The organism is Nocardioides sp. Z30_9 (assembly GCF_058215735.1).
This window is the reverse complement of sequence record NZ_JBZAJF010000001.1, coordinates 857,202-868,600: the sequence shown is the minus strand read 5'-3', so window position 1 is coordinate 868,600 and position 11,399 is coordinate 857,202. Positions and strand designations below refer to the sequence as shown.

The 11,399-nt window shown below is 71.4% G+C and carries 10 protein-coding genes and 1 tRNA gene; 6 read left to right on the top strand and 5 right to left on the bottom strand.

All coding sequences use genetic code 11. The features are described 5' to 3' along the window. Position 1: 1 nt before the first annotated feature. A tRNA-Asn gene (locus AC4BGB_RS04290) sits at positions 2–74 on the top strand. A gap of 89 nt (positions 75–163) precedes the next feature. Here the strand turns inward: AC4BGB_RS04290 and AC4BGB_RS04285 are convergent. Continuing rightward, the gene (locus tag AC4BGB_RS04285) at positions 164–1,351 is read right to left on the bottom strand and encodes an FAD binding domain-containing protein (protein ID WP_490545029.1); all 1,188 of its coding nucleotides are present in this window, start codon (positions 1,349–1,351) and stop codon (positions 164–166) included. Next, the gene (locus AC4BGB_RS04280) at positions 1,344–1,802 is read right to left on the bottom strand and encodes a cupin domain-containing protein (RefSeq protein ID WP_490545027.1); all 459 of its coding nucleotides are present in this window, start codon (positions 1,800–1,802) and stop codon (positions 1,344–1,346) included. Before AC4BGB_RS04280 ends, AC4BGB_RS04285 begins: the two co-directional genes overlap by 8 nt. 90 nt (positions 1,803–1,892) lie before the next feature. Here AC4BGB_RS04280 and AC4BGB_RS04275 point away from each other — a divergent pair, with 90 nt between their 5' ends. Beyond that, positions 1,893–3,719 (top strand): helix-turn-helix domain-containing protein, encoded by a 1,827-nt coding sequence (locus AC4BGB_RS04275; RefSeq protein WP_490545025.1) that lies wholly within the window; start codon positions 1,893–1,895, stop codon positions 3,717–3,719. On the opposite strand, the gene AC4BGB_RS04270 is transcribed toward AC4BGB_RS04275, so the two are convergent. Next, a complete protein-coding gene (locus AC4BGB_RS04270; RefSeq protein WP_490545023.1) occupies positions 3,696–4,916 on the bottom strand; it encodes an MFS transporter in 1,221 nt (406 codons plus the stop codon). The two genes, AC4BGB_RS04275 and AC4BGB_RS04270, sit on opposite strands and share 24 nt — an antisense overlap. A 261-nt stretch (positions 4,917–5,177) precedes the next feature. Between AC4BGB_RS04270 and AC4BGB_RS04265 the strand changes: the two genes are divergently transcribed. Next, positions 5,178–5,741 (top strand): carboxymuconolactone decarboxylase family protein, encoded by a 564-nt coding sequence (locus AC4BGB_RS04265; protein WP_490545021.1) that lies wholly within the window; start codon positions 5,178–5,180, stop codon positions 5,739–5,741. Positions 5,742–5,768: 27 nt separating this feature from the next. Here the strand turns inward: AC4BGB_RS04265 and AC4BGB_RS04260 are convergent, their stop codons facing one another. Beyond that, positions 5,769–6,983 carry a PucR family transcriptional regulator gene (locus AC4BGB_RS04260; protein ID WP_490545019.1) on the bottom strand — a complete coding sequence of 405 codons (1,215 nt, stop codon included), beginning with the start codon at positions 6,981–6,983 and terminating at the stop codon, positions 5,769–5,771. A gap of 201 nt (positions 6,984–7,184) precedes the next feature. Further along, positions 7,185–8,267 (bottom strand): LacI family DNA-binding transcriptional regulator, encoded by a 1,083-nt coding sequence (locus AC4BGB_RS04255; protein WP_490545017.1) that lies wholly within the window; start codon positions 8,265–8,267, stop codon positions 7,185–7,187. A 340-nt stretch (positions 8,268–8,607) separates the two neighbouring features. Between AC4BGB_RS04255 and AC4BGB_RS04250 the strand changes: the two genes are divergently transcribed. From AC4BGB_RS04250 to AC4BGB_RS04240, 3 genes are read left to right on the top strand one after another with little or no spacing between them, the layout of a single operon-like run. Beyond that, positions 8,608–9,678: a hypothetical protein gene (locus AC4BGB_RS04250; protein WP_490545012.1), complete on the top strand. Its 1,071-nt coding sequence runs from the start codon at positions 8,608–8,610 to the stop codon at positions 9,676–9,678. A gap of 28 nt (positions 9,679–9,706) precedes the next feature. Further along, entirely contained in the window at positions 9,707–10,561 is an 855-nt protein-coding gene (locus AC4BGB_RS04245) for an ABC transporter permease (protein WP_490545008.1), read from the top strand. After that, a complete protein-coding gene (locus AC4BGB_RS04240; protein ID WP_490545006.1) occupies positions 10,558–11,379 on the top strand; it encodes an ABC transporter permease in 822 nt (273 codons plus the stop codon). Before AC4BGB_RS04245 ends, AC4BGB_RS04240 begins: the two co-directional genes overlap by 4 nt. Positions 11,380–11,399 lie beyond the last annotated feature (20 nt).

Here is an 11,399-nt window from a genome sequence, read left to right as displayed (position 1 = left end):
ATCCCCTGTAGCTCAATTGGCAGAGCATTCGACTGTTAATCGGAGGGTTGTTGGTTCGAGTCCAACCGGGGGAGCACACAAGACGAAGGCCCTGATCCTTGCGGATCAGGGCCTTCGCTGTTTCCCGGGGCGCACCCGGGGGGACGTGAACCCGGCGGTGGACCTATTTGTCGGGGCCGTAGAGGCCGAAGTGCAGCGCGGGGTCCGCGGGGTCCCAGGTCCCCGTGAACTGCGACCGGGCGCCCATCGCGCACACCCGGCTCAGCAGGTCCTCGCCCAGGGCGACGCGGTCGGGCTCCCAGGCGGCCAGCGCCTTGGCCACGTCGTCCTCCTGCGCCAGCGCGTCGGCCAGGGCCCACGCGTCCGCGGCCGCCTTCGCCTGCCCCGCGGCGGCGTGGGGCCGGGCCGCGAAGGCCGCGTCGCCGAGCAGGGCCACCCGGCCGAAGGCCATCTGGGGCACGGCGATGTCCAGCACGGGCTGGATGTAGGGCTGCTCGGTCCGCGTGACCAGTTCCGCCGCTGCCGGCGGCAGGTCGGCGACGGCCCGTTCCTTGAGCTCCTCGACGTAGCGGTCCTGCACCCCTCCGGGCTGCACCGAGACGGTCGCCTCGTAGCCGCGCTTGTCGGTGAGCATCTCCGAGAGCGCGGGGCCCTCGGGGACGTTGCGGTACCAGACGTAGTTGAGCAGGCGCTCGCCCCGGTCGAGCTCTCCGTCGACGCCCGGGATCGGGTACATGCAGATGTGCGAACGGTCGGCCACGGCATAGGTGAGGGCGTCGTCGAGCAGCAGCCTGGTCTCGTCGGAGACCTGGGCCTCGGGGAGCGTCCCGCGCCAGCCGACGTAGCCGGAGTAGCGGGGCCGCACATGGGGCAGGAGGCGCCGGCGCCCGGTGGAGGAGATGCCGTCGGCGAAGACGACCAGGTCGGCACGCTCGCGGCGACCGCTGATGAAGCGGAGGTCCACGCCGTCCTCGTCCTGGTCCACGCCCACCGCGAACTCGCCGAGGTGGTAGCGCTCGGTGCCGAAGTCGCGCAGCAGGGTGCGGTAGAGCGTCTGCCAGGAGCTGAACCGCCACGCGGCGGGCTCCTCGTGGACCACTGCGTTCCCGGGCCCCAGGTAGCGCAGCACCGAGGACCCGATGCTGATGTCCTCGACGTCGATGTCCTGGTGCCGCTCGCGGATCCAGCGCACCGTGTCGGGCTGGAGCACGATCCCGGCGCCGCGCCCGTTCAGCAGCGCGGGGGTGCGCTCGAACAGGTCGACGTCGAATCCCTGCTCCCGCAGCAGGAGGGCACTGGTCAGCCCGCCGAAGGAGCCGCCCACCACGATCGCGCGGCGTGCCTCAGGCATGACGGGTGCCGCCGTCCACGAGGTCGTCCGGGCCGTAGGGGTGGTCCTCGAGGTTGATCACGATCGCGTCCTGGGTGGTGCGGGCGACGATCATCCGCACGGGCTCGGTCTCGCTCGCGTTCTCCTCCCAGTGCACGACGTTCGGCTTGATGTAGACGAAGTCGCCCGGGTGCGCCTCCCGCACGGAGTCGAGCCGGTCTCCCACCCACCAGCGGCCGACGCCGCTGAGGATGTACAGGGCCGTCTCCGACTCGCCGTGGTGGTGTACGCCGGTCTTCCCGCCTGCGGGCAGCACCGAGAGGCCCATCCACAGGTCGCTGGACCCGAGCCGGCGCGCCGAGATCGCCTCGAAGCGCTGGAGCCCTTTGGTCTGGGGGGTCTGGTCGGACAGGTCGTCTGCGCGTACCAGGTAGACCTCTCCGTCTTGGTCGTCGTCACCGGTCTGGTTCATGCCACCAAGGGTGGGGCAACGAGGTCGGCGCCATCCATGTGTAGCGCCACAGGCCTAGTGCTGATTGCCGTGGGATGGCACAGTGCGCTCATGGACAATCGGGACGCCGGCGAGCTGCGCCGCTGGCTCGAGGAGATCGCCGACATCGCGACGGCGGTGAACCGGCCGGTCTCGCTGGGAGACCTGCTGGACCAGGTGGCGGCGACCGCCTCCCGCCTGCTCGGCTACGACTTCTGCGCGGTGCTGCTGCCCGATCCCTCCGGCACCGCCCTGCTGATTGAGGGCTCCTACGGCCTGTCCTCCAGCTATGTCCGGCAGGTCAACGCCGACCACCCGGTGATGCTCCAGTCCGGTGGCGACACCCTGGCCCCGTCGAGCCGCGCCTTCAGGTCGCTGACCTCGGTCAAGGTGCTGGACACGGTCGCGGACACCACGTTCCTCCCCTGGGGCGGGGTCGCGCGCGAGCAGGGCTACCGGTCGATGATCTCGGTGCCGCTGGTGAGCTCCGGCAAGGCGCTCGGCACCTTGAACTGCTACAGCCGGGTGCGGCAGCGGTTCGGGCCCCGGGAGACCGAGCTCCTCGACCTGCTCGCGGCCCAGGCCGGGGGCGCGATCGTGACGGCCCGGCTGCGGGACCGGGAGACGGCCACGATCGAGTCGCTGCAGGAGCTGAACGCCTCGCTGCAGGCCCAGCACGAGCTGCTGCGGCAGCAGGAGGCCGTGCACGAGCAGCTCACCGGCGTCGCCCTGGAGGGCGGCGGGGTCGACGGCCTGGCACAGGCCCTGTCCGCCCTGCTCGGGCGCAGCATCGTGGTCACCGAGGAGCCGTCGGGGGAGCCGGTGACCGCGGGCGGGGGTGAGGACGTCCTCGCCGCCATCCAGGCCGCGGAGGTGGCGCTGGGTGCAGCCGCGGGGGAGTCGCACCGGTCGGTGCAGGAGGTGGTGCTCGACGACCGGACGCGGATGGTGGTCGCCCCGGTCCTGCTCGGCTCCGAGACGGTGGCCCGGATGTGGCTCCCGGGAGCGCTCGACGTGCTCTCCGCCCTGGACGTGCGCACCCTGGAGCAGGCGGCGACGGTGTGCGCCCTGGAGCTGCTGCGCAGCCGGACCGCCCTCGAGGTCGAGTGGCGGCTCTCGGACGAGGTGCTGACCGACCTGCTGACCGGCAACGCCACGGCGCTGAGCACCGTCCCGGGGCGCGCCGCGCGGCTGGGGCACGACCTGTCCGGTCCGCACTGCCTCCTGGTGGCGGGCGCGCACGGGGCCGCAGCCGCGCTGGCCCCCCAGCGGATCCTGTCGGTGGCCCGGTCGCTGGCCTCGAGGTCGAGCCCGCGCGCCCTGGTGACGCTCGTGGGGGACGACGTGGTCGCCCTGTGGCCGGCACGCGACCCCGGCGAGCCGGCCGCCCGCGCCGAGGAGCTGCGCAGGCTGTTGCGGCGAGCCGACCCACACGCGCGCGTCTCGGTCGCCGTCACGCCGCCGTGCACGAAGCTCGCCGCCTATCCGCCGGCCTTCCGCCGGGCGCGGGGGGCGCTGTCCATCGCCCGCACCCGCGACGTCGCCGACGGGGTGATCTCGCTGGGCGCACTGGGCCTGCACGGGCTGCTGCTCCAGGTCGAGGACGTGGGGGAGCTGGTCCGCTTCGCCGACACGGTGCTGCGCCCGCTGCGCGAGCACGACTCGGCGCGGGGCACCGCGCTGGAGGAGACGCTGCGGGCCTACCTGCGCAACGACCTCAACACCGCGGCGACGGCGGCGGAGCTGTTCGTGCACGCCAACACCGTCGGCCTGCGGATTCGCCGTGCCGAGCAGCTGCTCGGCGTCTCGACCTCCAACGTGCTGGCTCTGGCGGAGCTCCAGGTCGCCCTCAGCGCCGACCAGGTGGCCGCGGTCTCACCGCGGGGCGAGGGCGGCTGAACCGGGGTCCGACGCGCTGCCGCTGGCCCCGCGCCTGGTGGAACGGGGCCGCGCCAGCAGGGGGAGCAGCCACACCACGGCCAGCAGCACGAGTGCGGCCGTCGTCCGGTCGTGCTCCAGCGCGGCGCCCATGAGCGGGGTCCCGATCACGATCAGCGCGTTCGCCTGTCCGTTGAGCAGGCCCACCGCGGCTCCCGGGCGATCCGGTCGCCGGGCCTGCCCCGCGATGATCACCCCGGCGAACGGCAGGCCGCTGAGCACGCCGAGCACCAGGACTGCCACCACCGCGACCCCGGGGGCGGTCGGCACGACGAGGGCCGCGGTGGCCGCCGCGCACCCGATCAGGGACAGCACCACCATCACGCCCACCTGCTCGGGGAACCGGCGCGCGAGGTAGCCACCCAGCGGGCGGCTGAGCACCGAGAGGCCGAGCACCACCGAGGCGGTCAGCGCCGCGGTCGTGCGCCCGAAGCCCCACGACTCCTGGAGCACCAGCGCAGCCCAGTTGCTGAGCACCACCCCGAGCCCGAGGGTGACCGCGTGCACCGCCGCGAGCCGGTGCAGCTCGCCGTCCCGGAGGAGCGAGGGTCCCTTGACCCGTGTCCCGGGTGCGGCCGGCCCGGTCCGGCGTACGACGCGGGCGGGTGTGCGGGGAAGCCGCAGCACCACCAGCAGTGCGACCAGGGCGATGGCAGCACTGGTGAGCCACGGTGCCCGCCAGCCCAGCGGGTGCTCGGCGAACGGCACCAGCAGCACAGCGAAGCCCGAGGAGGCCAGGGCCACGCCCCCGAAGATGCCCATCCCGCCCGGACCGGTGCCGCTGCGCCTGGCGAGCTCGGCGCCGGAGACGAAGCAGACGGCGTACCCGGCTCCGGCGAGCGTCCGGCAGACCAGGACCAGCCAGAGGACCGGGGTCATGGAGGCGCCCAGGTTCGCGGCCACCACCAGGGAGACCCCCAGCACCGAGGCCGTGCGTACGCCGACCCGGTCGATGAACGTCCCCGCGGGCATCTGCAGCGCCGCGTAGGGCAGCACCAGTGCCGTGGTCATCAGGCCGATCGCCACGAGCCCGACGTCGTAGGCCGGTGCCAGTACCGCGGCTCCGGCTCCGGCGGCGGTCATCGCCCACCCGGCCGACCCACCGAGCAGGCAGGCGAGGGCCAGGGACACCCGAGCGGTCGAGGAGGGCGGCTTCACGTGCGGTGGCTCCTCCTCCGGGCCTGGTGGGGGGATCAGGATGTCGGCCCCGGGACGGACGCGCACTCACGTCCCCCGTCATCTCCCGGGGGACACCGTGCCGCCCGGCATCAGTGTCCCCGGACGCAGCGCTGCCCCAGACTGGGGCACGCCCCGACCCCTGGAGGAGAACTCGTGAGAGCCGTACGCCTGTCGATGTCGATGTCGATGCCGATGTCGATGCCGGTGCCACTGCCCGGCCGTCCCGGGTCGGGTGCCTGAGTGCCCGGCGCTGACCGGATGCCGCCGCTGGACCCTGCGACTCTGGACGACGCGCAGACCGCGGCGTTGCGCGCGATCACCGGTGGACCCCGCGGAGCCCTGGTCGGTCCCTTCACCGTGCTGCTGCGCACGCCCGAGCTGATGGACCGGGTCCAGGAGGTGGGTGCCTACCTGCGCTATGAGAAGTCGCTGCCCGCCCCGCTGTTCGAGATGGCGGTGCTGATGGTCGCCCGGCGCTGGGACCAGGCCTTCGAGTGGGCGCACCACCACCCGCTGGCCCTCGCGGCCGGGCTCGACCCGACGGTCGTCGAGGCGCTGGGGGAGGACCGTCGGCCGGAGGTGGACGACCCCGCCGTGCTGGCGGTGTGGCACTTCGTCGAGCAGATCCACCGTGACGGGACGGTCGACGACGCGGCGTACGACGAGGTCCTGCGGCTGCTCGGGGAGCCGTGCCTGGTCGAGCTGGTGGTCACGGTCGGCTACTACGGGACCCTGGCCATGGTGATGAACGTGGCGCGCACTCCCGCGGAGCCCGGTGCGGTGCTGCCCCCGAGGGGCTCCTGACGGGCTGAGCCACGCCAGGGACGGCGCTCAGCCATCCTCCAGCAGGCGGATCAGCCGGAGCGCCACCTGGAGCTCGGTACGCCGTTCCTGGACGGGGCGCCCGAGGAGGGCGGCCGCCTTGGACAGCCGGTTGCGCACGGTGTGCTCGTGGAGGAAGAGGTGCTCCGCCGTGGTCACGTGGCTGCCGTGCCGGAACGAGGCCTCCAGGGTCTCGCGCAGGCGCGCGGCCTGCTCGTCGTCCTCGGCGAGGGGACCGAGCTCCTCCTCCACGAACCTGCGCGCCAGGTCCGGATCGCGCATCAGGAGCACCTCGAGGCTGACGTCGCTGTGCCGCAGCACGCGAGGGGAGTGCGCAGGTCCCCACGCGGCCCGCACCCGCTCGATCTCGAGGACCTGGCGCCAGGTGTCTCGCAGTCCCTCGGGACCCGGGCGGGGATCGCTCACCGAGGCCATCACGTCCAGGGCGCCCAGGTGGTCCAGGAGTGCCTGTCGGGCGCCGGCGCTCCAGGCGCCCGTGCGGCCCAGCCAGACCACCGAGCGGGAGAGGTCCGCCGCGTGGAGCAGGACGTCGTGCGCCCGGCTCGCGGCACGCAGGCCCGCCACCAGCTGGGCGGCCGCCCCCTCGGCGAGGGTGGGCAGGAACACCGCGACATGGGTGTCGGCGAGGGGGTAGTCGAGGATGACGAGGTCCGAGGGGGAGAGCGGGGAGGCGTCCTCGCGCAGCAGCTGGCGGACCAGCCCTCCCCGGACGTGGCCGCGGGAGCGGCTGAGGGCCTCGTCGGTCCGGGCATAGCTCTCGGCGACCTGCGAGGCGGCGTGGTCGTGGTAGGCCAGCAGCACCGAGGTGAGGGTGTGCAACGCCGAGAGGGCGCTGTCGCGCGGCACGTCCTGCGCCTCGGCGTACGCCACCAGCCGGCCCGACCACTCCTCCCACATGGCGGTGAACCCCACGCGGTAGGAGCGCTGCAGGGAGGTCTGCGGCACCCGCAGCCGCGCCTGTACGGCGGCCAGCGCGAACGGCTCCACGAGGCGCACGTCCTCGAGCGCCCGCCGGCCGCAGAGCACGTCGCGGAGCGCTGAGAGGTTCTCGGTGACGCTGGCCCGGAGCTGCTCCACGAACTCCGCGTGCCCGCGCAGGTGCGGGAACGCCGCGTCGAGGTCGCGCTCCACCACCACCTGTGCGACCAGGTCGAGCTCGACCTCGTCGGCGACCTTCCGGGCCCAGTCCGGGAGGGACGTCATCGCTGCCCCGTCCGGAGTGCTGGCCGGAATGGGGTGTTGTGTCGCACACCACATCGGAGGGGCAGTCCTGTGGCTGCACACATGGCAACGGGGAACGGGTGGGAGGCAGGGTGATCAGGATCACTCAGCTGTGCACGCGGAGACGGGAGGCAGGCCATGGCACGGGTCGTGCCCCGCACTGCGGCTTCACTGCTCGCCATCTCAGGCCTCCACCGTGGCCCGGGCCCGGGTGGTGGTCGAGCGCTTCACCAGGCTGGTGGCGAAGACCTGCTCCCGCGGTCCTCCGACGGGGGACTCGCTCTCGATGCGCTCCACGAGCATCCGGGCAGCGGATCTGGCCATGTCGTCGAGGGGCTGGCGCACCGTGGTGAGCTGGAAGACCTCCCACGCGGCCATCGGGACGTCGTCGAAGCCGAGGATCGAGACGTCCTCGGGCACGTCGAGCCCCAGCGACCTCGCCGCGTCGAGGGCGCCGAAGCCGATGATGTCGTTGCCGCAGAAGATGGCGGTGGGTGCGTCCTCGAGGCGCAGCAGCTCCCTCGCGTGCTGGTAGCCGCTCTGGTGCGAGTAGGGGCCGGTCCGCACGAGGTCCTCGTCGACCGTGACCCCCTCTTCGGCGAGTGCGCTGAGGAACCCCGCGTGCCGGTCCCGGCAGGTGGAGGTGTTCAGGGGGCCGTTGATGATCCCGATCCGGCGGTGGCCCAGCTCGAGCAGGTGCCGGCCCGCGAGGCGTCCGCCCTCGTGGTTGTCGGCCACCACCCGGTCCACGTCCATGTGGTCGACGTAGCGGTTCAGCAGCACGACCGGCACCTCGTTCCCGTGCATGGCCTCGGTCAGCCGGGACCCCAGGGTCGCCGTGGTGACGAGCACCCCGTCGACGGCGCGCTCCAGCAGCCGGCTCAGCGCCTCCTGCCCGGTGGGGATGTCGGTGCGCTCGGCGAAGAGCACGACCCGGTAGCCCATCAGTCGCAGCTCGTCGTGGATCGGCGTGAGCAACGAGGGGAAGAACGGGTTGGTCAGGTCGGCCACGACCACCGCGATCGTCCGGGTCGGTGCGGGCTCGGACGGCGGCGCCGACGCCAGCCGGTAACCGAGCCTCCCGGCGACGTCCTCCACCAGGCGCCGCGTCTCCGGGCGCACCCTCGGGTCACCGCGCAGGGCCCGGGAGACGGTGGACTGCGACACGCCGGCCTCTGCGGCCACCGTGGAGCTGTTGGTCACCTTCGGCCGGGGGCCGCGTCGCCGGCCGCCCTTCGTCGCCGAGGGGTCCTGGGATCCGCTCACCGCAAGCCACCACGCTCGTCCATCGGGGTACCGCCTCATCTGCTTCGTCGTGACCTGTCGATGCATAACTTAGTCATGCCCGGATGTCGTGTCAACGCACACGCCGTACGCCCCAATTCCGCGTTGCCTCAGGGGTTTGTGGGCGCAGTCTGCGCAAGCCCGTCCGTCTCCAAGTTGAGGTCCACCCAAATTTTATTCACGGAAATGCTTGACGTTGCACGCATCTGCTTGGCAGTGTCACACGTCACACCCAAGGCCGTGCGCGAGGCGATGCCGAGCCGCCCGACTCCACCCTGAGTTTCCTCGAGAACCCGCTCCTCACCCAACCGAGAGGCACGACATGAGCACAGCAACACACCGATCCGCCGGCTGGAAGCTGGCCGCATTCGTCGCGGCCGGAGGCCTCGCGCTCACCGGGTGCGCCAACCGCCCGGCTGCCTCCTCCGGTGGCGAGGGCAAGGCCAAGGACGCCAATGGCGTCGTCAACATGGTGATGGCCCCCGACCCGGTGTGGAAGTGGATGGAGGACCAGGGGATCAAGCAGGAGATGGAGCAGGAGGCCAAGATCCAGGTCCTCACCTCCTCCTCGTGGGACGAGTTCGGCGTCTACGCCGGCGGTCACGCGGACGTGGTCTCCGCTGCCTCCTACGAGGTGCCCGAGCTTGAGAAGCAGACCGGCGAGGAGGCGACGATCTTCGGCAAGTTCAACTCCGACCGCAGCGTCCTCGCGGTGCCGAAGGACAGCCAGGCCAAGGACATCTGCGACCTCAAGGGCAAGAAGATCGTCACCCACAGCGCCGTGTCGATCACGATCATGTGGGGCGTCTTCGCCAAGGAGTTCTGCGATCTCGACCTGCGGGCCGGTGGCGGTGACTTCGAGCTCGTGGTGACCGACCCCCAGAACGCGGCCGGCCTGATCACCCGCGGCGACGCGGACGCCGGGCTGCTGCTGCCGGACTTCTCGATCCCCGGTCTCTCCAGCGGCAAGCTGCGCCCGCTCTACGACTCCAAGTCGGTCTCGCAGATCTACGCCGAGAAGTTCAGCTCCACCCCCGAAGACACCACCCACCCGCAGAACAACGTGTTCGTGGCCCGCAAGGCCTGGGTGAAGAAGAACCCGAAGGAGGCCGCGTTCCTGATCGACGTGTGGAACCGCGGCGTGGAGGAGTGGGCCAAGAACAAGGACAAGATCATCGAGGCCTACCCCGAGGACTTCGCGGCCGAGACGCCGCAGGAGAAGGCCTTCATCAAGAAGTGGCTGGGCGAGACCTACGACTGGTTCGTCCCCAGCACCTACCTCGACGAGGAGTGGGTGAAGAGCGAGACCGAGCTGTTCGAGCTGATGAAGAAGACCGGCTACGTCGAGGAAGACATCCCGACCCCGGACTTCACCATCCTCCCGAAGAGCTGACCCCGCCGCGCACTCGAAGGAGCACGACGTGACTGACCAAATGGTGGAGCGACCACCTGATCTCGCAGTGAAGGTCGAGGCCGGAGAGGCCAGTGCCAGCAAGGCCGCCTCGCGGCGGAGGCTGCGACAGACCCTCCTGGTCGTCGCAGGCTGGATCGCGATGGTGCTGGTGTGGGAGCTCGGCTCCTGGTGGTTCGGCTCCAGGATCCTGCCCCGCCCGCACGAGGTGCTGGTGGAGATGTGGGAGATCCTGCGCAGTGGCAACTTCGCCACGGACTTCACCGCCAGCGTGCTGAAGACCTTCGCCGGCTTCGGTGTCGCAGCGGCGGTGGGGGCCCCGATCGGGTACCTGATGGGTCGCTACAACTACTGGCGGGCCTTCTTCCACGACGGGGTCACCATCGCGGGGACCATCCCGGCGATCGTCTACGCGGTGCTGTCGCTGATCGTCTTCGGTCTCTCCAACCTCGGGCCCATCCTGGCGGTGGCCCTGGTCTCGGCGCCCTACGTGGCGCTGAACGTGGCCGAGGGCATCAGGGGCGTCGACAAGTCGCTGATCACGATGAGCGAGGCGTTCGGCCGCACCCCGCGGCAGATCCGTCGCGAGGTGCTCATCCCGACCATCGTCCCCTTCGTCTTCGCCGCCATCCGGATGTGCTTCGCGGTGGCCTGGAAGGTGGAGGCCCTGACCGAGGTCTTCGGCGGCCGCAACGGCGTCGGCTTCCAGATCCGTACCGAGTACCAGCTCTACTCGATCTCCGGGGTGCTGGCGTGGATGTTCCTGTTCATCGCCTTCATGCTCGTCATCGAGCGACTGGTCCTGGCCAAGGCCGAGGCGCGCCTCCTGTCCTGGCGTCCTGAGGAAAGGAGCACCGCGCTGTGAGCACCGTCCTGGATTCCAAGCGCCGGTCGACCACCGAGATCGCCGAGAGCACGCCCGAGTGGCAGCGTCGGCTCACCTCCGACGTGGCCGCCCGGGTGGCCGCCGGCCTCTCGTTCTTCGTGGTGTGGCTGCTCGTGGCCGCCCTGTTCGGGCGGGTGCCCGGACCGGTCGAGGTCGTGACCAGCCTGGTCGACGAGTTCGAGCGGGGAGAGGTCTTCGGCAACTTCGGCGTCACCCTCTACCGCTTCGGGGTGGGCGTCGCCCTGGCCACGGTGTTCGGCATCGTGATCGGCGCGATGATGGGCCTCTCGCAGCTCTCGAGGGCGTTCTTCGAGAGCCCCGTGCTCGTCGCGCTGTCGATCCCGGCGATCATCTGGTCGTTCCTGACCGTGATGTGGTTCGGGTTCGGCGACGCCAGCCCGATCGTCACCACCTTCCTCACCGCCGTCCCGTTCGTCATCGTCAACGTCGCTCAGGGCGTCCGGGGAGTCTCGCGCGACCTGCGTGACATGTCGTCGACCTACAAGGTTCCGCTCGCCCGGCGGATGCGCGACCTCGTGCTGCCGGCGGTGACCGGCTACGTCGCCGCAGGCATCCGGTTCGCCGTGATCATCGGCTGGAACGGCGTCCTGCTCGCCGAGTGGTTCGGCGGCTCGGGCGGCGTCGGCTACCGGGCACGTTTCTGGTACGACGCCAACAGGTACGGCGGGTTCGCCGCCTGGGTGGTGCTGTTCGTCGGCTTCATCGTCATCCTCGACCGGTTCGTCCTCGACCGGGCCATCAGTCGCGCGTTCCGCTGGCGCGACAACTCGGCCTGACCGGTCCCACCACGTCCACC

Coding starts and splice junctions, on each gene's coding strand:
- AC4BGB_RS04250 (WP_490545012.1), top strand. CDS start 8,608: ATGAGCACAGCAACACACCGATCCGCCGGCTGGAAGCTGGCCGCATTC.
- AC4BGB_RS04275 (WP_490545025.1), top strand. CDS start 1,893: ATGGACAATCGGGACGCCGGCGAGCTGCGCCGCTGGCTCGAGGAGATC.
- AC4BGB_RS04285 (WP_490545029.1), bottom strand. CDS start 1,351: ATGCCTGAGGCACGCCGCGCGATCGTGGTGGGCGGCTCCTTCGGCGGG.
- AC4BGB_RS04280 (WP_490545027.1), bottom strand. CDS start 1,802: ATGAACCAGACCGGTGACGACGACCAAGACGGAGAGGTCTACCTGGTA.
- AC4BGB_RS04260 (WP_490545019.1), bottom strand. CDS start 6,983: ATGACGTCCCTCCCGGACTGGGCCCGGAAGGTCGCCGACGAGGTCGAG.